The 21,235-nt window shown below is 36.5% G+C and carries 26 protein-coding genes, 1 riboswitch and 1 other annotated feature; of the genes, 19 read left to right on the top strand and 7 right to left on the bottom strand.

Annotated elements, in window-relative coordinates; translation table 11 throughout:
- Positions 1–51 precede the first annotated feature (51 nt).
- The 14 genes from CLLU_RS14020 to CLLU_RS14085 all read left to right on the top strand — a co-directional run bounded on the left by CLLU_RS14020 (position 52) and on the right by CLLU_RS14085 (position 11,554).
- Positions 52–450, top strand: a complete 399-nt coding sequence (locus tag CLLU_RS14020; protein ID WP_106010416.1) for a hypothetical protein — start codon at positions 52–54, stop codon at positions 448–450.
- Between the two features lies 1 nt (position 451).
- Positions 452–649, top strand: coding sequence for a helix-turn-helix transcriptional regulator (locus CLLU_RS14025; protein ID WP_106010417.1), 198 nt, complete (start codon positions 452–454; stop codon positions 647–649).
- Positions 650–706: 57 nt separating this feature from the next.
- Positions 707–1,019, top strand: a binding site (T-box leader).
- 59 nt (positions 1,020–1,078) lie between these two features.
- Positions 1,079–2,509 carry an anthranilate synthase component I gene (trpE, locus tag CLLU_RS14030; RefSeq protein ID WP_106010418.1) on the top strand — a complete coding sequence of 477 codons (1,431 nt, stop codon included), beginning with the start codon at positions 1,079–1,081 and terminating at the stop codon, positions 2,507–2,509.
- Positions 2,509–3,099 (top strand): anthranilate synthase component II, encoded by a 591-nt coding sequence (locus tag CLLU_RS14035; protein WP_106010419.1) that lies wholly within the window; start codon positions 2,509–2,511, stop codon positions 3,097–3,099. The genes trpE and CLLU_RS14035 overlap by 1 nt, the downstream gene beginning before the upstream one ends.
- Entirely contained in the window at positions 3,080–4,096 is a 1,017-nt protein-coding gene (gene trpD / locus CLLU_RS14040) for an anthranilate phosphoribosyltransferase (RefSeq protein WP_106010420.1), read from the top strand. The genes CLLU_RS14035 and trpD overlap by 20 nt, the downstream gene beginning before the upstream one ends.
- Before the next feature lie 33 nt (positions 4,097–4,129).
- Positions 4,130–4,906 carry an indole-3-glycerol phosphate synthase TrpC gene (trpC, locus tag CLLU_RS14045; RefSeq protein ID WP_106010421.1) on the top strand — a complete coding sequence of 259 codons (777 nt, stop codon included), beginning with the start codon at positions 4,130–4,132 and terminating at the stop codon, positions 4,904–4,906.
- 15 nt (positions 4,907–4,921) lie between these two features.
- Positions 4,922–5,563, top strand: coding sequence for a phosphoribosylanthranilate isomerase (locus CLLU_RS14050; RefSeq protein WP_242977650.1), 642 nt, complete (start codon positions 4,922–4,924; stop codon positions 5,561–5,563).
- On the top strand, positions 5,563–6,738 hold the full coding sequence (gene trpB, locus CLLU_RS14055; protein WP_106010422.1) for a tryptophan synthase subunit beta: 1,176 nt from the start codon (positions 5,563–5,565) through the stop codon (positions 6,736–6,738). The genes CLLU_RS14050 and trpB overlap by 1 nt, the downstream gene beginning before the upstream one ends.
- A complete protein-coding gene (trpA, locus tag CLLU_RS14060; RefSeq protein WP_106010423.1) occupies positions 6,738–7,532 on the top strand; it encodes a tryptophan synthase subunit alpha in 795 nt (264 codons plus the stop codon). Before trpB ends, trpA begins: the two co-directional genes overlap by 1 nt.
- 196 nt (positions 7,533–7,728) lie before the next feature.
- Positions 7,729–8,217: a MarR family transcriptional regulator gene (locus tag CLLU_RS14065; RefSeq protein ID WP_106010424.1), complete on the top strand. Its 489-nt coding sequence runs from the start codon at positions 7,729–7,731 to the stop codon at positions 8,215–8,217.
- A 147-nt stretch (positions 8,218–8,364) separates the two neighbouring features.
- Positions 8,365–8,931 (top strand): flavodoxin family protein, encoded by a 567-nt coding sequence (locus CLLU_RS14070; RefSeq protein ID WP_106010425.1) that lies wholly within the window; start codon positions 8,365–8,367, stop codon positions 8,929–8,931.
- A 12-nt stretch (positions 8,932–8,943) separates the two neighbouring features.
- Entirely contained in the window at positions 8,944–9,207 is a 264-nt protein-coding gene (locus CLLU_RS14075) for a type II toxin-antitoxin system RelE/ParE family toxin (RefSeq protein ID WP_106010426.1), read from the top strand.
- Positions 9,208–9,503: 296 nt separating this feature from the next.
- A riboswitch (cobalamin riboswitch) is annotated at positions 9,504–9,687 on the top strand.
- 161 nt (positions 9,688–9,848) lie between these two features.
- On the top strand, positions 9,849–11,027 hold the full coding sequence (locus tag CLLU_RS14080) for an amidase domain-containing protein (RefSeq protein ID WP_106010427.1): 1,179 nt from the start codon (positions 9,849–9,851) through the stop codon (positions 11,025–11,027).
- A gap of 200 nt (positions 11,028–11,227) precedes the next feature.
- On the top strand, positions 11,228–11,554 hold the full coding sequence (locus CLLU_RS14085) for a hypothetical protein (protein ID WP_106010428.1): 327 nt from the start codon (positions 11,228–11,230) through the stop codon (positions 11,552–11,554).
- Between the two features lie 146 nt (positions 11,555–11,700).
- Here the strand turns inward: CLLU_RS14085 and CLLU_RS14090 are convergent, their stop codons facing one another.
- The 6 genes from CLLU_RS14090 to CLLU_RS19470 form a co-directional block, all read right to left on the bottom strand.
- Positions 11,701–12,897: an Acg family FMN-binding oxidoreductase gene (locus tag CLLU_RS14090; protein ID WP_106010429.1), complete on the bottom strand. Its 1,197-nt coding sequence runs from the start codon at positions 12,895–12,897 to the stop codon at positions 11,701–11,703.
- The gene (locus CLLU_RS14095; protein ID WP_106010430.1) at positions 12,894–13,562 is read right to left on the bottom strand and encodes a TetR/AcrR family transcriptional regulator; all 669 of its coding nucleotides are present in this window, start codon (positions 13,560–13,562) and stop codon (positions 12,894–12,896) included. The genes CLLU_RS14090 and CLLU_RS14095 overlap by 4 nt, the downstream gene beginning before the upstream one ends.
- Positions 13,563–13,745: 183 nt before the next feature.
- A complete protein-coding gene (locus CLLU_RS14100) occupies positions 13,746–15,047 on the bottom strand; it encodes a M56 and phosphodiester glycosidase domain-containing protein (protein ID WP_273336410.1) in 1,302 nt (433 codons plus the stop codon).
- 12 nt (positions 15,048–15,059) lie between these two features.
- Positions 15,060–15,533 carry a hypothetical protein gene (locus tag CLLU_RS14105; protein WP_146127608.1) on the bottom strand — a complete coding sequence of 158 codons (474 nt, stop codon included), beginning with the start codon at positions 15,531–15,533 and terminating at the stop codon, positions 15,060–15,062.
- A 10-nt stretch (positions 15,534–15,543) separates the two neighbouring features.
- Positions 15,544–15,687: a BlaI/MecI/CopY family transcriptional regulator gene (locus tag CLLU_RS19465; RefSeq protein WP_337955518.1), complete on the bottom strand. Its 144-nt coding sequence runs from the start codon at positions 15,685–15,687 to the stop codon at positions 15,544–15,546.
- Between the two features lie 67 nt (positions 15,688–15,754).
- On the bottom strand, positions 15,755–15,922 hold the full coding sequence (locus CLLU_RS19470; protein ID WP_337955517.1) for a BlaI/MecI/CopY family transcriptional regulator: 168 nt from the start codon (positions 15,920–15,922) through the stop codon (positions 15,755–15,757).
- Positions 15,923–16,095: 173 nt separating this feature from the next.
- Here CLLU_RS19470 and CLLU_RS14115 point away from each other — a divergent pair, with 173 nt between their 5' ends.
- The 5 genes from CLLU_RS14115 to CLLU_RS14130 all read left to right on the top strand — a co-directional run bounded on the left by CLLU_RS14115 (position 16,096) and on the right by CLLU_RS14130 (position 19,012).
- Positions 16,096–17,115 (top strand): M20/M25/M40 family metallo-hydrolase, encoded by a 1,020-nt coding sequence (locus CLLU_RS14115; protein ID WP_242977651.1) that lies wholly within the window; start codon positions 16,096–16,098, stop codon positions 17,113–17,115.
- 160 nt (positions 17,116–17,275) lie between these two features.
- Positions 17,276–17,404, top strand: a complete 129-nt coding sequence (locus CLLU_RS19350) for a hypothetical protein (RefSeq protein WP_276329477.1) — start codon at positions 17,276–17,278, stop codon at positions 17,402–17,404.
- 209 nt (positions 17,405–17,613) lie between these two features.
- Positions 17,614–18,303: a hypothetical protein gene (locus CLLU_RS14120; RefSeq protein ID WP_242977652.1), complete on the top strand. Its 690-nt coding sequence runs from the start codon at positions 17,614–17,616 to the stop codon at positions 18,301–18,303.
- Positions 18,304–18,364: 61 nt separating this feature from the next.
- Positions 18,365–18,757 (top strand): carboxymuconolactone decarboxylase family protein, encoded by a 393-nt coding sequence (locus CLLU_RS14125; RefSeq protein WP_106010438.1) that lies wholly within the window; start codon positions 18,365–18,367, stop codon positions 18,755–18,757.
- A 42-nt stretch (positions 18,758–18,799) separates the two neighbouring features.
- Positions 18,800–19,012: a zinc ribbon domain-containing protein gene (locus CLLU_RS14130; protein ID WP_106010434.1), complete on the top strand. Its 213-nt coding sequence runs from the start codon at positions 18,800–18,802 to the stop codon at positions 19,010–19,012.
- A gap of 698 nt (positions 19,013–19,710) precedes the next feature.
- On the opposite strand, the gene CLLU_RS14135 is transcribed toward CLLU_RS14130, so the two are convergent.
- Positions 19,711–21,105: a DDE-type integrase/transposase/recombinase gene (locus CLLU_RS14135; protein WP_106010435.1), complete on the bottom strand. Its 1,395-nt coding sequence runs from the start codon at positions 21,103–21,105 to the stop codon at positions 19,711–19,713.
- Positions 21,106–21,235: the final 130 nt, after the last annotated feature.

Raw genomic sequence — 21,235 nt, forward strand, 5'->3', positions numbered from 1 at the left:
ATATAAATGTGATATATTTGTATCATAATAAAGAAATGGATGTGATTTATAATGAATGAAAACAATAAGATATTTACTGCATTATTTTTTATTGCTTGTACTATTATTCCTATGTTCTTTGTAACCATGAATTGGTATAGTATTTACAGTCATAAACTTAAATTAGGAGAAGTTAGCCCTGCAGTAGTATTAATTATAGGTTTAATTTCTCTTTTAATAATAGCTGTTGGTGTTTTTAAATTATTCCCTAAAATTAAAGATGAATTATTTAAATTAAATGTATTAAAGGCTTCTATGGTAAGTTTTATAAGTTGTATTATTGGTATTGCCATAATAATATCAGCATTATCGTTAAATACTATATCTAATTTTTTAGTAGCACTATTAATTTTGTACTTTTCGATTATAGCAATTTTTGTTTTGTCATTTTTTCATTTTGAAAGGAATTAAGATGAAATTAATAACAACAATTAAACAGTACAGAAAATTAAATAATATTACTCAAGAGCAATTGGCACAGATGGTCAATGTTAGAAGAGAAACTATACAAAGATTAGAAAAGGGTTCCTATAATCCATCCTTAAAACTTGCATATGATATTTCAAAGGCTCTTAATATTTCAATAGAAAAATTATTTATATTTAAATAGCATAATTTCTATTGACAATTTTGAAAAAGTGGTATAATATATAAAATAATTTAACTGATAAAACTTATGAGAAGAAAGAGTAGGTAGAGGAATTTAGTTCAAGCGAGTTCGGGGCAGTGTGAGCCGGATGCTGTAGCCTGTATTGAATGGGTCTTCGAGGTGCCCTGCGAAATGATAGTAGCAGGAGACGGTAGTCTACCGTTAAAAGGACAGGGTATCGAGTAAAATCCGTACCTGAATGAGATAGTTTGTAGATAGGTGGTACAGCGAAATTTTGCATTTCGTCCTTTTGGATGGAATGCTTTTTTATTTCTCAAAATCTGTTTTACAAATTAATAATGGGTGGCACCGCGGTCATTTCGTCCCAGTTTGTGGATGAAATGGCTTTTTTGTATTTAATTTACTAATTGATATGGAGAAGGTGGTAAAATGTTAAATTTATCTGAAGAGGAGTTTTACAGATATAAAAGCTTAAAGAAAAATTTTTCCCTGTTCATAAAGAGCAGCGGGGATGAGACAACTCCTATAAGTATTTATTACAACTTAGACGGAAAAAATAAATTTCTGCTGGAGAGCATATATTCTGAAAATGAAATAGGAAGATACTCTTTTATAGGTATGGATCCCTATATGAAAATGAAAAGCTGTGGAAGTAACATATGCGTGGAGAAAAAAGGATTATTTAAAAATATAAAAGGGAAAATACTTGATTACATTAAAAAATATTTAAATGTTCCCTATGAAGCTCCGGGACTTTCCATTCCATTTACAGGGGGGGCAGTAGGGTATGTAGGCTACGACGTTGTAAGGCAGTATGAGAAATTACCTGATGAAAATAAAGATGATATTGAAACACCGGAATCCTACATGATGTTTTATAAAAAATTTATCTGTTATGATCACTTCAAGCATGAGATCTATTTAATTTACAATTTTATGGAAGGTGACAGTATAACTTACCAGGAAGTAGAGCTTCAGCTGGAGCAGCTAAAGGATATGGTGGGCAGAGGAAATTCATTTCACAGACTGGAGGAAAAAGGCACTGAAAAGCAGGTTGTTTCCAATGTCACTGAGAAGAAATACTGCAAAATGGTGGAAAAAGCCAGAGAGTATATAAAATCCGGTGACATATTCCAGGTGGTTTTATCTCAGAGGCTGAAATCAAAGAGCACTTCCCATCCCTTTGATGTGTACAGAAGACTCAGATCGGAGAATCCATCCCCTTATCTGTTTTATATTGATTTTGGGGAATTTGAAATAGCCGGGTCTTCCCCTGAAAGTCTTGTATCCGTAAAAAACGGCACAGTGATCACCAACCCCATAGCAGGCACCAGGCCCAGAGGCAGAAATATGGAGGAGGATATAAAGCTCAAACAGGAACTTTTAAATGATGGAAAAGAGAGAGCAGAGCATGTGATGCTGGTGGATCTGGGAAGAAACGATATAGGAAAGATAAGTGAATTCGGCAGTGTAAATCTGGATAAATTTATGGATGTGGGCTTTTATTCCCACGTAATGCACATAGTTTCAAAGGTATCAGGCAGACTGAAGAAAAATCTGGGATATGTAGACGCCTTGATATCCTGCCTTCCAGTGGGAACTGTATCCGGAGCTCCCAAGATAAGGGCCATGGAAATAATTGATGAACTGGAAAACAGCAAAAGGGGAATTTATTCAGGGGCTGTAGGGTATTTTTCCTTTAATGGAAATATGGATACCTGTATTGCAATAAGGACCATACTCTTTAAAGACGGGTATGCTTATGTTCAATCCGGGGCAGGTATCGTCTATGATTCCGTTGCTGAAAATGAATATAGGGAGACACTTAACAAGGCCAGAGCCATGATAGAGGTGATATGATGATACTTTTGATAGATAATTATGATTCTTTTACCTACAATCTCTACCAGTATGTTGGAGAGATTCATGAAGATGTAAAAGTGGTGAGAAATGACAGAATATCTTTGGAAGAGATAGATGTGCTGAATCCGGAGGGGATAATACTGTCCCCGGGACCTGGAATACCTGAAAATGCAGGTATATGTATAGATGTTGTCAGGAAATTTGGCCCTCGGATACCGATTCTGGGCATATGCCTTGGACATCAGGCCATAGGCTGTGCCTATGGAGGCAGTGTGGTGAGAGCAGGGCATATAATGCACGGTAAGACATCTAAAGTGGCTCTAAAACAGAGTGAAATATTTGAACATTTGAAAAATTCCATAGATGTGATGAGATATCATTCTCTGGTATTAGAGAGAAAAAGTCTTCCCGGGGAACTTGCCATAATTGGTGAAAGTCTTGATGACAGGGAAATAATGGCTGTAAGGCATAAAAAATATAGAGTTTATGGACTTCAATTTCACCCTGAGTCTATTCTTACGGAAAGTGGAAAGACAATTATTAAAAATTTTGTGGAGGGGATTTGTAATGCTGCAGGAAATAATTAGAGATGTTATAAGTGGAAATAATCTGGGAGAAAAAGAAGCCTATGATTCCATGAATGAGATAATGCAGGGAAAGGCAACTGACTCTCAAATAGGAGGATTTTTGACAGCGCTCAGGATGAAGGGGGAAACCGTTCAGGAGATAACTGGCTTTGCCAGAGCAATGAGAGATAACGCCCTGTCATTAGAGCTTGACTCCGATTATGTCATCGATACCTGTGGAACTGGAGGAGATGGCGGAAGAACTTTTAATATATCAACTGCAGCTGCAATAGTTGCAGCTGCTGCAGGAGTAAAGGTGGCAAAGCACGGCAACAGGGCGGTGTCCAGTAAAAGCGGGAGTGCAGATGTACTTGAAAAGCTGGGATTTGATATAAATTTAAATCCTGAGGATGCCCGGAAAAGCATAGATGAAAATGGTATGGCATTTCTTTTTGCCCAGAGATATCACAGTGCCATGAAAAATGTGGCAGGTCCCAGAAGGGAACTGGGAACAAGGACAGTGTTCAACCTGCTGGGACCTCTTACGAATCCTGCATTTGTAAAAGGACAGGTGCTTGGAGTGTACGATAAAAACTTGACCCATGTGGCAGCTGAAGTGCTTATGAATCTGGGCTGTGAAAGAGCCCTGGTGGTTTGCGGAGAGGACGGCCTGGACGAGATAAGTACTACATCGAAGACCTATGCAAGCGAGCTTAAAAATGGTGAGATAAGAGAGTATACCTTAAATCCTGAAGACTTTGACATCAGGATATCCAGTATGGATGACATAGCAGGCGGCACAGCTGTTGAAAATGCACAGTTCATACTTGAAATTCTCAAAGGCAGCAAAGGCCCTAAAAGGGATATTGTGCTTTTGAACAGTGGAGCGGCCCTTTATGTGGGAAAAGTTTCCGGGAGTATAGCAGAGGGAATAGACATGGCAAGAGAAGTTATAGATTCAAAAAGGGCCTATGAAAAGCTGCAGGAGCTTGTGAATTGCAGCAGGGCTGTCGGTTAGAGATACCTATATTATGAGGAGATGATAAATAAGGTGATACTTGAAGATATAGTTGCAGAAAAAATACCTCAGATTAAGGGGGAAAAGCAGGAGACATCTGTGACAGCACTGGCTGAGAGCTGCAAAAATCTGACCGGCAGAGATTTTAAGGAGGCGCTGGACAGGAACGGCATATCCGTCATTGCCGAGATAAAGAAGGCATCTCCTTCCAGAGGAGTAATACTGGAAGATTTTGATGCGGTGAAAATAGCGAAGATATATGAAAATGTGGATATAGATGCGGTTTCCGTACTTACGGAAAAGAATTTTTTCCAGGGAAATGACAGGTATATAGATGAGGTTAAAAGAGTAAATTCAAAACCTGTGCTGAGAAAGGATTTTATAGTTGATCCATACCAGATATATCAGTCAAAGGCCCTTGGAGCAGATGCCCTGCTGCTTATAACTGCAATTTTAAAAGATAAGCTGGAAGAGTATTACAAGCTGGCGGAAAAAATAGGACTTCAATGTCTGGTGGAGGTGCATGACGAGAGAGAACTTGAAACTGCACTGCAGGCAGAATGTAATATCATAGGCATAAACAACAGAAATCTGGAGGATTTTTCGGAGAATCTAAAAAATACCGAGAGGCTCATAAAAAGAATACCCGCAGGCATCACCATTGTATCGGAAAGTGGAATAAAAAATGAGAAAGATGTAAAATATCTGGAAAGTGTTGGAGCGGATGCAGTGCTTATAGGTGAGACTTTTATGAGAAATATAGATAATGTATCCAGGATCCGTGAGTTTGTAAAAAATGCAAGGATGTGAGCAGGATGGAAAGGGGTGCAGCCGGTGACTCTGGTGAAAATATGCGGGATAAGGAGAAGCGCTGATATAGAAATTTTAAATGAACTGATGCCGGACTATGCAGGATTTATATTCTGTGACAGCAAGAGGAAAGTGACCGTAAGTGAAGCAGAAGATCTTATGAAAAAATTGGACAGCAGCATCAGGAAAGTGGGAGTTTTCAAGGACAATGATCTGGATGAGGTAATTGATACAGCCAGGGTCTTGAAGCTGGATGCGGTTCAGCTCCATGGAGATGAAGATGAAAAATATTTAAGCAGCTTAAACCCTTTTAATATATGGAAAGCAGTTCATGTGGACGTAAATCAGGTGTCCAAAAGGGATATTCGGCAGAAAATACGCAGCACCTGTAAGCTGGGGATTGAAGCTGTGCTGCTGGACAGCAGTGTAAAAGGCAGGAAAGGCGGCACCGGTGTGGCTTTTGACTGGAATGTACTGGAGGGTATTCATATAGACAAGAAATTGGTTCTGGCGGGAGGACTGGACCCGGAAAATATTGCCCGGGCCATAGAAATTGTAAAACCCCAGGTAGTGGATGTATCCGGCGGTGTGGAGAAAAATGGAATAAAAAGTTTTGAAAAAATAAGAGATTTTATAGGGAAAGTGAGGAGTATATAATGGAAGGAAGATTTGGAAAATTCGGTGGTCAGTACGTTCCTGAAACCATAATGAATGCAGTTACAGAATTGGAAAGGGAATTTAGTGAGGCCATAAAAGATGAAAAATTCATGGAGGAATACAGATATTATCTCAAGGAATATGTGGGAAGAGAAAATCCTCTGTATTTTGCCAAAAATATGACGGAAAATCTGGGAGGAGCCAGGATATATCTTAAAAGAGAGGATTTAAACCATACGGGGGCACACAAGATAAACAATGCCCTGGGACAAGTACTGCTTGCCAGAAGAATGGGAAAAAAAAGAGTTATAGCTGAAACAGGCGCAGGGCAGCACGGGGTGGCAACTGCAACGGCAGCTGCCCTATTTGGAATGAAATGTGAGATATTCATGGGCGAAGAGGACATAAGAAGGCAGTCTCTCAATGTATTCAAGATGAAAATACTTGGGGCGGAGGTGACCTCCGTGACTGCGGGAACTGGAACACTGAAGGATGCGGTAAACGAGGCCATGAGAAACTGGGTTTCCAATATAGAGGATACTTTTTATGTAATAGGATCCGTAATGGGACCTCATCCGTATCCCACCATGGTGAGGGATTTCCAGAGAGTTATAGGAGATGAGGCCAGAAGACAGATTGTGGAGAAAGAAGGAAAACTGCCTGATTACATTATAGCCTGCGTAGGCGGCGGAAGTAACTCCATGGGTATTTTTTATCCATTTGTTGAAGATGAATCCGTTAAGCTCATAGGGGTGGAAGCAGCAGGAAAGGGGCTTGATACGGATCAGCATGCAGCAACTATAGAAAAGGGATCTGTAGGCGTAATCCACGGAATGATGACCTATGTACTCCAGGATGAAGATGGACAGATACTTCCGGCCTATTCCATATCTGCAGGTCTTGATTATCCCGGAGTGGGGCCGGAGCACGCCTATTACAACGATGTAAATAGGGCAGTTTACGAATCCGCCACGGACAGAGAGGCAGTAGAAGCATTTACCTATCTTTCAAGGGTGGAGGGGATAATTCCTGCCCTTGAAAGTGCACATGCGGTGGCCTACGCCATGAAGCTGGCTCCAAAACTCGACAAGGACAAGATAATCATCATAAATTTATCAGGAAGAGGAGATAAGGACATGAATACCATGGCAGCTATAATGGGGGTGGAATTATAATGAACAGGATAGATTTGAAATTCAGTCAGTTGAAAGAAAAAGGTGAAAAGGCACTTATACCTTTTATAACGGCAGGTGATCCGGATCTTAGAACTACCGTAGAAATTGTACTTGCCATGGAGAGTTCGGGAGCAGATATAATAGAACTGGGCATACCTTATTCAGATCCTCTGGCAGATGGAGTTACAATACAGGCATCTTCAAACAGGGCACTTGAAAATGGAGTGAAGATATTCAAAATAATGGACACAGTGAAAAGCATAAGAGAAAAAACACAGGTTCCCCTGGTGTATCTGGTTTACTACAGTTCCATATTCAAGTACGGGATGGAAAAGTTCATAAAAGAATGCAGCGGCTGCGGCATAGATGGCCTCATAATACCGGATCTTCCCATAGAGGAGAGAAAAGATATTACAGCAATGGGAGAAAAATATGGAGTATACCTTATTCCTCTTGTGGCACCCACATCAAAGGAGAGAATAGAAAAAATAGTAAGGGGTGCCAGAGGGTTTGTATACTGTGTTTCCGTAAATGGAGTCACAGGTGCGAGAAACTCCATAAACACTGATATAAAAGAATACATGAAAATTGTTTCAAGCTATACTGATATACCCAGGGCACTTGGATTCGGAATATCCTCTGCAGCCATGGCCGAAAAATTCAAACCCTACTGTGATGGCATAATTGTAGGAAGTGCACTTATTGACAGGATAGCAGAAGGGAAAAACAAAGAAGATATACTGGATAGTGTGAAAAGATTTATTGGAGAATTGAAAAATGGCTTGAAACAGTGATTTAATTCTGCATTTTTAAAAATATACATTGTAAAAGCATGTATGTCAAGAACGCCTCCTTGTGCAGGCGTTCTTTTGATGACTCTCTTTTTTCGCGTATAGAGCAATTCCTAAAATAATTATTTTGATATTGTTGAAATAGAAACAAAAATTTAATATAATATTGTTAATACACCAACAGGTAGGAGGACAGGCCATGAACAAAGAAGAACAGGTCTTGAGGGGTTTTTGGGACATATTTAACAAGAAAAATTGGCTTGATGGCTTTAAAATGAAAGTCAGCCTCAAGGGTTATAAGCCTTCTGAAGTACATTGTATGGAATACATTGAAAAAAATGCAGATTCCAACGTGACAAAACTTGCGGAAGCCTTTTATATAACAAGGAGTGCTATAAGTAAATTAACTAAGAAGCTCGTAGAAAAAGGCCTTATCGAAAGCTACCGGAAGCCGGATAACAAAAAGGAAATATATTTCAGGCTTACTGAGCAGGGGAAAGCAGTTAACAAAGTCCATGAAAAACTGCATAAAGAGTTTCAAGAGCGGGATAAAGCTGTATTTGAGCAGGTAACCGAGGAACAATATGACAGTATGCTTAGTTTTGTGGAAAAGTATAATAGGCATTTGGATGCGGAGATAAAAAAACTGGGTGTAGATATTACGTCTGGATATTGTGATAAATTATAGGCAGCCCAATTCTATTGAGAGAGGGCTGCATTTTTATTGACAGTATTTTGTTGACGAGGACTCAAAAATGTGATAGGGTGGATATGAGTCCTAAGACACAAAATAATTTCAATTGGGACGGTTACAGAATAATGAGGAGGAAAAGGAATGAATATCATCGGAATTATCGCAAGTCAGCGTAAAGAAGGCAATACCGCCTTTATCGTAAACAAAATACTTGAAGGTGCTGAGGAACAGGGGGCAGAAATCAAATCCTTCAGTTTCAGTGATCTTAATATCAAACCCTGCCTGGGCTGTTGGGCCTGCCACAAGAGTAAACAGGGCTGTGTTATCGATGACGACATGCAGAAAATTTATGATGCCATTGAGCATGTCCATGCCATTGTTTTAGGCTCGCCGATTTACATGGGACAGATGAGTGCCCAGGGGAAGATATTCACAGACAGGCTGTTTGCACGATTTTCTCCGCGGTTCTCTCCGTTTTTCAAAGAAAATGCCGTGAAACAAAAGCTGATTCTTTCCTTTAATCAGGGTAATCCTGATGCCGGCCTGTTCAAACCGTATATTGACTACACTAAACATATGTTTGAAGTGCTGGAGTTTGATGTTAAAGAAGTACCTGTTATTACTGGTTTACGAAATGGACCAGCGCGTGAAAGAGAAGATCTGCCCATGGTCCTGAAAAATTTCGGCTCATCGTTGGTTTCAAAATGATTTCTATATAGAATATTTTATTTCTTTTATGTTGGACACAAAATAATTTTAACAAATGGATTTATTAAAAAATCAAATAAGACTCCTAAAAATGAAATTAAAAAAGCTTTGGAATACAAATTTCGGACTTTATGTATAAAAAGAATACAGGGAACCAAAGATATTTTCGAGATGACGATTGCAATGGGTATTAGAGTAACATGGCAGTATACAGATAATGGAATATTACTCAGGAATAATATAGGTAAACATAATAACACTTTAGATAATCTATAAATGATTATCTAAAGTGTTATTAGTTACTGGGCAATAAATTATGTTGTTTCTTTAAAATGAAATATCGCAGCTTATAATATCTCAAGATTTGTACTATATTTATTGAAATATTATCAATATTTTTATAATTTTATCTATTAATGTATTGATCTTTATTAGTAAATAATATAATATGTATATTATAAAAAGGAAATAAATAAATGTATTGTTATTTATTTCTATATAATACTAAATTGTATTTTTTATAACATTTATAATTTTAAAGTATTTAGTATTATAGTATATTAATATAATATCATAGTAATTTAGTATTAGGTGCTACAATTTATTTTAGTAGTTAAAAGGGAAAATGAAAAACATTGCAGCCCCGCCGTTACTGTATGGAGGATGAAACCCTATTGGTCACTGGTATTTCTACCGGGAAGACCGGGAAGTAAAATGAATCCAAGCCAGGAAACCTGCCTAATATTTTATGATTCTTTCGGGGGAAAGATAGTAATTAATTTTAATATTTTTTTATTCTGTAATAATTTATATGTTAAAACCAGGATCCTCGAAGTGAGGATCCTTTTGTTTTAAAATTTTATATTGGAAAGGGGATTGAAATAGAATATATTATTTTTAATTTGAGGGGGATAAAAATGATAAGAAAAAAAATATCAACACTTGTTTTATGCATTTCATTAGTAGGGGCTAGTTTATCTTTTGGTCCTACAGCTTCTGCAAGTCCTGTAAATTCAAATGCGGTAAATGCTCAAGACGCTAGTTTGACTCAAGTTGACAAATCTGAAATCAGCAGCTCTATTAATGAAGTATTATCTTTAAGTTCTGATGTCTTAAAAAATGGTAAAGCTAAAGACTATAGTAATATTGTTAAAGACCCGGAGTTATTAGAACTGCTTAATAAACAAAGTAAATTTGATGTAGAATGGTTTAAAAAATTTGACGGTAAAATTGATAACTATAAGTCTAATGTTACTATAACTAGAGTAACTCAAACGGCCATTGATACTTATGCAGTAGATGTACTTTATGATGTAGAATTCAAGTTGTATGGAGCAGAAAAAGTATCAAAATCAAAGGGTGAAAAGTATAGATTTGAAGTTAAATATGAAGATGGGAAATATTATATAACCAAAAAATTAGATCTGGATGAAGATACTGATGCATCTGTGAAACAACAATCAAATGATAAAGAGTCATTAAAGTCAGAAGATACTTATTTTCCCGATTATGATAGTGTAATTGATTCAAAAATAAAAGTCATAGATGATAAGTCAAATAATATTGACAGATATTACGAATATTTTACCCAAATTAATTCTGAAGCTGATAATTCTAATATTCGTTTAAACAGTTATTCAGGTTATAATGCTGGCAGTGCCGTATCTTATGCAGAGAGGTACGCTGAGTCACCGAACTATTCTCAGTATCCAGGTTCTAAAGGTTATTTTGATGAGGGTAAAGATTGTACGGATTTTGTATCTCAATGTGCTTACGCAGGTGGAGTCCCGGCCAGCAGTTATTGGTATGCATATTCAGCACCGTGGATTAATGTAGTTGCTTTTCGTGATTACATGGTTTCAAATGGATACACTTCTGAAAGCTCTTGGACTGATGGGGCAAGGGTTGGTGATATTGTTCAGTTTTATAATCCCCAAAAAAGTGAGTGGGCACATTCAGTAATTTTAACTGGCAATTTGCAGGGAGTGAAATGGTTTTTCTGTGGACATTCTAAACAAAGATTGGATTATCCTCTGTATGATGCTTATGCGGAAAATGGCTATACCAATATGAGAACTTTAGAATTTTGGCATTAGTTAAGTATATTTAATTAAAAAACAATGTAATAAAGGAAAGATAAAGTTTGATTCTTATATTTAACTTATTACATTGCTTTTTGTTTTGATATAGGTCCAGGTTTAAAATATTATATGATCGTCAATGTATAATTTTAAATTGTAATTTACAATAAATTAATTACATAAATTGAACTTAATGTTGTTGGAGGAGAAAGAAAATGAAATTTTCTAGGAAGGTTATCATAATTCTGCTGTTTTTTTTAATAATTGCTGCAGGATTTATTATAAGCCATGCTACCCCGTCGATATCCATTAGGACACATATATTTGCAAGCGGATATCCAGTGGGAGCATTTAAAGGAACTGTGAAGGTTAATAAAGGTCAATATAATATGGATAAGAGCATTCTTGATAAAGAAAATGCTATGATTTACACTATTGTTGGTTACAATTTATATGATAGGGCAACAGGGAATGTAATAACTAATTATAAAGTTAAAAAGATAGGACCTTTATATTTTACTGAAGACTATGGTGAATGTTGATCGTAAAGAAAAAAATTTTTATATCATATAATAATTCAACAAGTATTAGAGCAGCATGGCAGTATATATAATGAAATATCTCAGAATATAGGTAAACATGATAAAGCTTTAGATAATCCATAAATGATTATCTAAAGTTTTATTAATTACTGGGCAATCAGATCCATCACATCACGCCGCATGCTCTGTGGAACTTCTTCTGTAGGCTTACCCAGACGAAGGAGCATTTGAATGGTATTTCCATCTGGAGCGTAGTCATGGTGAATGCTGCTGTAGGGCTTTTTCATTTCGGGATATTCCTCCAGAGCCTGACTCAGCGGCTGCATGACCAATCCCAGCTGATGTGCTTTAAGTATCAATCTGCTGTAGAGCATACCGCTTTTTACCTGACTGGAACGGCTGTTGTCCTCTGTGACAATCAGTGCATAGGCCGGTGTGTTGTTTACTGATTTCCGGGTGGATTGAACAAACGTGTCCGATGCAGCTTTTCCACTGTTCATCCCTGGAAAGACCGTTACCAGCCCCTGCATAATGTGCTGCATAATCCCGGAAGTACCCTGGCCTTCTACGGAAAAGCCGTAGCGATATTTATTCTTCTGGTACTCGTTGGCACGAAAGATATTTTCTGATTCTTTCATGATACGGTCCACATCTGCTTCAATGGTTGCTCCCTGCATTGCATAGTTATTTAATTTATTCATGTTTTCCTTGTCCTGAAAAATTTTTATTGAAAGATCAGCATCCGCGTTGGTGTTTTCCAATTGCTTGATTTGTTCAGAAGTTAACCCCGTTGACAGATATTCTGCTCTGTTTGTATCCGGTAAAAATATAAAATTGTAAAGAGGATTTATTTTAGGATTTGTTTTTGTGAGAGTGACTTTTGCCACAGGTTTGGTTTTCATACTTTCTGATAGTTTTTGCTCGTTATAATCCCCTTCGGGGAATAAACCTATTGTGACACTATACCCCAATTCATCTCCGGCTATATTGACATATTCCAAAAAAGTGCCTTGTGTAACCATCATCTGTCGTGCAGCAGGATCTACTTGGCTTGTCAGGAGTTCACTGTCGGCGTATAAATAAAATACACCGGGGTTATTTTTGTCAAGACGGATTTTCCAGGGCTGCATGTTATGGCCGTTGGAAGCCAGCAGGCCATGAGCTGCAAGCTGTATTCTCGGATCATCAAATTTCTGCCAGTAAGTTTTTTGCCAGGGGTTCAGATACTTTGGCTTTTCAAAAATTCCACTTATAATAAACAAGGATGCAAAAGCGATGATAAACAGTGCTCCGATGCATGAAAATATAATGACCATTTTTTTCTTTACCTTCCTTCTGTTCATTGATAATTTCCTCCATTTGCAGTTCGTATTGATCCAATGATAAGCTGAAAAGCTGAAAATATCAACTCTTCCGGTGTGGTGTTGTGATAATTTTCAATATAGTTTTTCTTCCTGTTGGCCGTATTATATACCCCAATCATACAAGACCATAAAACAAGAGCTGTTTTTGTAACATCCAGATTACTGCGGATGGAATTTTCCATAATGCCTTTTTTCAGTGCTTTAGTTAGATATCCTAATATTTTCTCTCCAAGAACATAACATTCTTCTCTTGATTTATCGGAAATTCCCTTTTGAAAGTCCATTTCACCATTTTCATATTCCATGATTGCCTTGAAATATTCCGGATAATCCCTGCTGAAATGATACATTGCCAGAGACATCTGTTTGATTTCCCGGATTGCATTACGTTTTTCACCATCTTCTAATTCATTTCGCAGCATATCTATCAGCAGCTTATATCCCCTTGTCATGACTTCAAAATAGAGCTGCTCTTTACTGGTGAAATAGACATACACTGTTCTCTTGCTGAACTCGGCCTCTTTTGCCACATCATCCATGGTGGTGTTGTCGTATCCTTTTGTAAAGAAAATTCTTTCTGCCGCTTCAATAATATCTTTTCTGCGGATTTCTTTTTCTTTTTTCTTACGCTCATAGATCCCCAATGCTTAAACCTCCCTGAATTCATCATAATGTTGCTAAGTAAACTATAAGTTTACCTAATTTTATAATACATTTAGATTTATGTCAATCGGGTGATTTTAAGATTTTTGACATAGTAATGACTGGATAAATGAAAATTCAAAGTACAAATATCAAATAATGTTTGCACTTTGAACTCTTAATTGTTATTTAATCAGGAATATTGAAGATACAGGCTTCTGCCCCTTTGAATAAGCCGGTTTATTTATAATTTTGTTCTTGTAATACATGGTGGAGGAACTCCCTCCATCCAGGGCAGCTGCGGTATAGGCACCGTTTTTAAGCAGAAGCTGCTGAAGATCAAATATGGAAATACCTATGGAATCAGCACTTCTTCCGTCTACTGCTACCATAAGTACTGTGCCGTCCTTTTTCTGGGCTACGGCAGTTCTTGGATTTATTCCCTGTATTGTATCCTTATTTAATAGCGGCTTGCCGTTTTGGATAAGCGGCAGTGAAGAATTTACCGCTTCAGTTACGTTCATTTTTTCCAGCTCTTCAATAGAATACTGTCCTGAAATCAATACATTTTTGTCGGTAAATCCTGCTGAACTGTATTTTCTGTTTTTGGCTCCGCCGTATACAACAGCTCCATTGTGGATTATCAAACCATCCTGTGAGCTGCTGACAAGGAATTTTTTCTCAGATTCAGTTGGAATGAGATTGGCGTTTATGGCACAGAGAGCATTGTTTTCCAGTGCAAGTTCACCTGTGGTCTTGTTGTCTTTTAAAAGTTCTCTGGTATAACCCACTTCAACTTTGGAGGGATTTTTTATTACGAGCATTTTCCCGCTGAAGCTTTTTCCATGTAGGCTGACTTCACTTATACTGTCAGATACTTTTTCTGTGATATTTTTGCCGGCTGCAGAGCTGATCATGCCTTTGGGGTCGGTCAATATTATAGCTCCAATTATTATCAGTGCTGCAGCAGATAGTACAGTCAATTTACGTGAATTTTTCTTGAATGATGAAATCATTGTAATCCTCCTCTTAATTTCATGTTTGGTATTTATAATGTAATCCATGCCATAGACAGCATTGGATTTTTGATATGTTTCCAGAAGTTTTATGATTGTATACCCGTATTTTTTATGGCTGCAGTAGTTTAATGCCATTTCATCACAAGCTATTTCCATGTCCTGTTTCATGTTATAGAAGGCATACAGCAGTATGGGGTTGAACCAGTGTACTGATCTTAATATGGATATAATAAACTCCAAAAGCATGTCTTTTCTTTTTATATGGGCCAGTTCGTGGAAAATAATGCAGGATAATTGTTCATAACTGACAATGTGGTTCATATTTGAAGGCAGCAGTATTTTGGGATGAATGAATCCAAAGACAGCAGGACTTTTTACAATGTGGGTACTTATAATTGCTATATTCCTATGCATTCCCATTTTTTGTCTGTAGTTATTTAAAATACGGGTCAGTTTGCTGTCTTCAATTGTCTTTTCCCTTCACAATTTAATGTAGAACATGGTGGTGGTTAAAGCGGTGGCTGTAATTAAAAGGATACATACTGATCCCCATGCAAGTGCCCATATTTCAAAGTTGGATATTCTAGTTTCAGAAGAGGTCTGTGTATCTATAACAGTATTTCCTGATTTTACTGAATTGGAATTGTCTGAAATATCCGCTGGTTTATTTAAGTCAGGGTCTGATGTTTCATTATCCGCTTGATATTTATCTGTAAATCTGCTCTGAATAGCTGGGTTTTCAAGCGGGTTGTAAACATTGTATATGCTGAAGGAAGTTTGAGGCGCCCAGGGAATCAGAAGTCTGATTAAAAGAAAGAGCCACAGGAGATTTATAAATTTAATCTGCAGTTTTCTTTTGGATAGAAATTTTAAAATAAAAATTAAAAAAGCGGACATACTTCCCAGGATTGTAGAATATAGTACAAATTTAAAAATAGACGATATAAACATCATAGGACACCTTTTACCCTTTCTTCTTATCTAAAATTTGTTTCAGTTTGTCAATTTCTTCTTCAGATAATTTGCTGTCTTTTATGAAATTCTCCAGCATCACATTTAAAGATCCGTTGAATACCCGTTTCAGGAAAGATTCGCTTTCTGATTTTATGCAGTCGTTTCTGGAAACAAGAGCAAAGTAGTGATAGGTTTTGTTGTCATTTTTATCTACCTCATAACTAGCACATTTTTTTTAAGAGTCTGTTTATTAGAGTTCTTGTGGTGTTGGGCTTCCAGTCTGTTATCCGCGATATTTCTTTTACTATGTCATTTGCAGTACAGTATTTGTTTTCCCATATTATTTTCATGACCTGCCACTCTGCGTCGGTTATTTTTGGTGGTTTCATAGTATTCCTCCTATTACAACTGTAATAGGAATTTGTAAAGTGCCTTTTTAAATTAATTGGGATCATTGAGAGTCAGGATATTACTGGTATTATTCTTGGAATTATATGAATAATATGGTAAGAGGCAAAATAATATAAGTAAAAACATTATTTTAGAATTAAAAGTGATGGGAGTGATCGTTATTAAATCTATATTAAAATTAGGAGCTATTGTTGCTATAACTTTAACTTTTTCCTCATGCTCCTTAACTACACCTACATCTAGTACAAGTAATACCAAAGTTAGTCAAAGCAATAAACAGTCAGTACAAGTTAAAGATTCTGTAAAAATTCCAACAACTAAAGAAATAGTTAATACTTTGGCTTCTAATGAGTTTGAAGGGAGATATGTGGGTTCAAAAGGAAATGAGAAAGCTGGGCAATATATTTCAGGGATTTTTAAAGATATAGGATTAAAACCACTACTGGGAGAAAACTATTATGTTGAATATACTCAATCAGTATATAAACATTTTGGTATGTTATCTGCTGGTGAAGCTAAAGAAGATGTCGTTAAAAAATTAGACAATGTCGTTGGAGTTATAAAAGGCAAAGATAGCAAAAAAGCTGTTATAGTATCAGCACATTTTGACCATATAGGATATCAAGATGGTAAAATTATCAGAGGTGCTTTGGATAATGCTTCCGGTGTATCTGCCTTAATAAAGATAGCCAACGGACTACAAGAAAAAGCTAAACAAAAACCTTTTGATGAAGATATAATTTTTTGTGCTTTTAACGGGGAAGAAGAAGGATCAGCAGGGAGTCGTGCATTTGTTAAACAGATTACGTCAAAAAAGTTATATGACAGTATATACAATATAAATATAGACTCTATAGGAGCTAAAGAAGGAGGAAAGCTTGCTTTAAAAAATATGAGCAAGGTATCCAACAAACTGTATGACGCTGTGAAAACTACTTTAAAAAAGGATAATGTTGAATTTGCAGATACCAGAGTTATGGGTGCAAGCGATCATTTTAGTTTTGAAAATGCAGGTATATCCAACGTCTTTTTTGTACAAGAGGGTATAGAAAAATTAGTTCACAAGCCTACAGATACTCCAGATATCCTGGAGTATGATAAGATAGATAGAATTGCAAGCTCTATAGTTAACTTTATAGAAACAAATAATGGAGTAGTGTTTAAAGATTAGGTTGTAAACCTCAACTATGTATTGTAAATTGTGCATTGTGAATTGGATAAATCCTGGCAAAACAAAATTAATTCACTTAAATTTCACTTGCACCTTACACGGCGTAATCCTCTATATTTAAAGTAATAAATCAATATTATTTATTATAGGAGGAGAAAACATGAAACTTAGAATTCAATACAATTGTGTAGATGTGGACTGGAATTGTGTATCAGAAATATTGAAGAGAGTTGGAATGGCATTGTTTCGCAGCACAGAAAAGATGCAGGCAAAAGGGTTTATTGAATAACAGTGGTATATACTGCTAGATATATTTGACTTTTATCATATTTATTTTATATAATGTTAATAACTGTGAAATATGAGATGGGGCGAGTTTAAATGTATGGATTAAAATCAATGTTAAAAGTATTTAGAAATATAGTAATTTTTTTCATATGTTTAATATTGCTGTTATCTATTATTTATCCTCAATTATTGAATGAAATTGCTGGGAGAGTGTATTCATCTTTATCTAGGACAACTTATTTTAGAGACTCATCCTTTGATAAATATACTAAGGGAGATCAAAATATATATTTTCTAGGAACAGTTCACTCCATGAGTTTGAATTCAAAAAATTTTTCCTATTTGAATTTAAAGGCAGTAATTGAAAATTTAAAACCCGATTTACTTTTAATAGAGAGCAGGCCGGATCAGCTGGCAAATAATAATTTTGCAGATGGTCCCATAGAGATGCTTTATTCTCATCTAACTGCGTTGAATTGTGGAATCCCAGTTAAAGGAGTTGACTGGTGGACTCCAGATAGAGGCGAGCCCAATTCAACTAATGCAGAAAGGGATGAGCATATAAATCGAAATATACTCAAAGAGGTAGCTGGACATAAAAAGGTATTGATCTTAATGGGCAAAACTCATTTAAAAATTGAGCGGCCTAAATTACAGGCTGCAGGATATAATCTCAGTTCATTTTCTAAAATTGAAAAGGATAATCTGTTTAAAGTTAAAGACAACAGGCTGCTGTATCCAAAAGGAATGAATTACTATATTCAGAAAAGAATTTCATATGAAAAGAGCTGTATTGGTACGGTGTATAAAACAGATATATGGAACAATCAGGCAAAAATTATAATTAAGGAACTTGAAGAATTCAGCAAAGTTATAAAGAAAACAGGCGAAATACAATAGTAGAGCACATTGAACTACAGGAAGTTGATAATCGTAAAATAGGGGGAGGGCAAGTTTGAATATGGAAGATGTTGAAAGTATACTTGATTATTATAAAAATGAATTGAAATGGAATCCACCTTTTGCCGAAATACTTTCTAAATATTCTCCGAATGGATTAAAAGGGTATTTGGTAATGCGTGAATCCATTCAAAAGGGACATCTGCCCAAGAAGACCAGTGAGTTGATTTTTACAATACTGGATAGCCTGGATGATGAAGCAAGTGGTGCCAGGGCACATGCCGTGGCCGCGGTGGAAGCCGGGCTGACCATGGAAGAACTGGTGGAAGCATTTGTAATTGTAACCATTGTCAAAGGTGTAAATGTATTGTGCAAAACGGGTGTCCAGGCAATTGAAGCGGCGGAGAAAAAATATAAAGAAATGGGTTTAACTGACGAAAATAAACTATCTTGATATATGATATAATTATATGCATAAAATAATAGGAGGCTTAAAATGGAAAAAATACAATACATCTGCCCTAAGTGCGGCAGCAGGGAATATGAATCCGATCAATTTCAGGCAACAGGAGGAAATTTCGCAAAGATATTTGATGTACAGAATAAGAAGTTTATAACTGTAAGCTGTAAAAGATGCGGGTACACGGAATTATATAAAGCGCAGTCTTCGGATGGATGGAATATTTTAGATTTGCTCATAGGAAATTAATCAACTATAATTGTTCATTTGATAAATAGCTGCATGGCTTCTGGCAGCGGCAATGCAGGCAATATGGTATTTACATCTGAAACCTTGATATTGAATATCACTGCCTGCGTAATTGTATTTTTGCCCTTCATATTTGTTAAAGAATATAGTGAGAAAACATCTCAAATAACTTGAAAATCCTATAGCTAAAAACTTATTTTCACCATATATTCATATCAGAGTGCTTTTCATTTAATCTTTTCTGTAGTTAGTTCTGAATTTTCATGTGGATGCATTTCCTCTGATGATTTCACCCAAATTTTTTCACGTAATTTGAGTGTTAAGTTCTAGTTAATTCTAGTTTATTTTCTGAATTTATTGTGTAACTATATGTCTAACTTTGTATAATTATAGTATATAGTTAGGCTAGGCCATCAATAGATAGTGTAAAGTGAGCTATGAAAAACAGAAACAAAGGAAATTAGAATTATGACTTTAGAAATCCAATAGGAGATAGGAGCTTTTATGTACCCCGCCACCCTTGACTGCATTACAAATAAATGCTCTGAAGGATACACCGACGGCAAAAAACTCAAAAACAGATAAATTTCATCGTCTTGTTCACAGCATTTTAGCATTTATTTGTAACTCCATCAAGGGCAAGCCCACAGGGTGGCTAAGTTGTATCTCCGGCTCAAAAATCTAAAAACAGATAGTAGTCAAGCCACTGGATCTTCCTGCATATTTAGAATAGTTTGCTGGCCAAGATAAATGAGAAGCTGCCACTTGGCAGGCATATTACCTGCATGAGATAAAATATCTATCTCATTTAGTGGCTTCCAGTAATTATATGGATGTGGGCGCAGGAAGTTATAATAGGCAACCCAGAGAGAAACGCCATAAAGAGCACCATTTTCGCTTCCATAACCACCAGTAACACGGTAGGAAGACTTGAAGGTGCGGTTAAGCCGCTCTACTACTTGCTTTACCCAACGGAATTCAGTGGATACAGCATCATCATTGGTAAGTCCAATGACTTGAGTAACATCAAAATCCCAGCCATTCATGAGCTTACATTGTTGGCTGGCAAGAGGATAGGCACTGTAGCCATCTGCAATAAATTTCAGGACTTTATTGGGAAATTCTTTGAACTTCTCAAAAGCCATGCGCATAGCCAGGATACATGGGCCTACAGATCTGGTATTAGATACCTGGTAGCCAAGAATAGACTTTTTACAGGCATCCATGACAATCCAAACATAGTGTTTTATGCCTTTAACCTTGATGTAGGTTTCATCGGCAGAAAGGATTTTGGAAGGTTTGTAGTCAAAAGTATCCGTAAGAGGCTTGATAACTGCGGCAGCAGTCATAGCATAGTTAGAAACCATGGTGTGTGAAATTTTTATACCATGAACTTCTTGTAAGGCGTGGGCTGTCTGCCTTGTTGAAAGCTTTAGATTTACATGATAGGTAAGGCACAATCCCATGATGTGGGCATTGAACTTTTTGTACTTGAAATTAACAGCATTTTGGGGAAGTCCATGTAAGTCCATTTTGAAAAAGTCTACTGTGAACTCACGATAGATGTAGTGAAGCTTATATTTGTGTTTATCAACAGCATCCAGGCTTTTAGGTAATTTAGAAAGATTGCCTTGATAGTAGGAGCATTCAGGATTAACACATTTATGTATGCGAAAGTGTTTCCTGTCTTTCCTTGGTGAAAGAGTATGTCCGCAATAAGGACAGAGAAATACCATGGGTTTGTCAGCATGGTTGCTTTCGTTGAAATTCTGGCCGCAGACTTTACACTGAAACTGGCCTCTGCTGCCATTATTGTCGTAAATGTAGTTATGGGGTGCACCACACCTGGGACACGAAATATTTTCAGGTATGGACTTTCCGTTACGTCTCTTAACGGGTTTGATTAGCTTACTGTATTTGTGTTTATAGTAAGCTAAGAGAAGTTGGTAGTCTGCTTTCTCAAAATGAATAATTTTAGGCAGCTTATCCACTTTAAATTTCTGGTATTTAGGACTATGTGAATCCTCAAAAGCCCACTGCTTAAGAGGAATGTATTTAGCAATAAATAAAATTAATTGAGAAATTATTTTCAAAAGTTAGAGTTTCCCCAAAATAAATTATTTCAGATATATCTAGGGCTATACTTCTAGTGCTTCAGCTATAAATAATTGTTGTGGAGCCTTGGTTTTTAAAACTGGTTGGATAAAATTTTTAATTCCAGTA

It is taken from the genome of Clostridium luticellarii (assembly GCF_002995845.1).
Taxonomy (GTDB): Bacteria; Bacillota; Clostridia; order Clostridiales; family Clostridiaceae; genus Clostridium_B; species Clostridium_B luticellarii.

Excerpts from the sequence above, each read along its gene's own strand:
- CLLU_RS14020 (WP_106010416.1), top strand. The coding sequence starts at position 52 with ATGAATGAAAACAATAAGATATTTACTGCATTATTTTTTATTGCTTGT.
- CLLU_RS14025 (WP_106010417.1), top strand. The coding sequence starts at position 452 with ATGAAATTAATAACAACAATTAAACAGTACAGAAAATTAAATAATATT.
- trpE (WP_106010418.1), top strand. The coding sequence starts at position 1,079 with ATGTTAAATTTATCTGAAGAGGAGTTTTACAGATATAAAAGCTTAAAG.
- CLLU_RS14035 (WP_106010419.1), top strand. The coding sequence starts at position 2,509 with ATGATACTTTTGATAGATAATTATGATTCTTTTACCTACAATCTCTAC.
- trpD (WP_106010420.1), top strand. The coding sequence starts at position 3,080 with ATGCTGCAGGAAATAATTAGAGATGTTATAAGTGGAAATAATCTGGGA.
- trpB (WP_106010422.1), top strand. The coding sequence starts at position 5,563 with ATGGAAGGAAGATTTGGAAAATTCGGTGGTCAGTACGTTCCTGAAACC.
- trpA (WP_106010423.1), top strand. The coding sequence starts at position 6,738 with ATGAACAGGATAGATTTGAAATTCAGTCAGTTGAAAGAAAAAGGTGAA.
- CLLU_RS14065 (WP_106010424.1), top strand. The coding sequence starts at position 7,729 with ATGAACAAAGAAGAACAGGTCTTGAGGGGTTTTTGGGACATATTTAAC.
- CLLU_RS14070 (WP_106010425.1), top strand. The coding sequence starts at position 8,365 with ATGAATATCATCGGAATTATCGCAAGTCAGCGTAAAGAAGGCAATACC.
- CLLU_RS14080 (WP_106010427.1), top strand. The coding sequence starts at position 9,849 with ATGATAAGAAAAAAAATATCAACACTTGTTTTATGCATTTCATTAGTA.
- CLLU_RS14085 (WP_106010428.1), top strand. The coding sequence starts at position 11,228 with ATGAAATTTTCTAGGAAGGTTATCATAATTCTGCTGTTTTTTTTAATA.
- CLLU_RS14090 (WP_106010429.1), bottom strand. The coding sequence starts at position 12,897 with ATGAACAGAAGGAAGGTAAAGAAAAAAATGGTCATTATATTTTCATGC.
- CLLU_RS14105 (WP_146127608.1), bottom strand. The coding sequence starts at position 15,533 with ATGATGTTTATATCGTCTATTTTTAAATTTGTACTATATTCTACAATC.
- CLLU_RS19470 (WP_337955517.1), bottom strand. The coding sequence starts at position 15,922 with ATGAAACCACCAAAAATAACCGACGCAGAGTGGCAGGTCATGAAAATA.
- CLLU_RS19350 (WP_276329477.1), top strand. The coding sequence starts at position 17,276 with ATGAAACTTAGAATTCAATACAATTGTGTAGATGTGGACTGGAATTGT.
- CLLU_RS14125 (WP_106010438.1), top strand. The coding sequence starts at position 18,365 with ATGGAAGATGTTGAAAGTATACTTGATTATTATAAAAATGAATTGAAA.
- CLLU_RS14130 (WP_106010434.1), top strand. The coding sequence starts at position 18,800 with ATGGAAAAAATACAATACATCTGCCCTAAGTGCGGCAGCAGGGAATAT.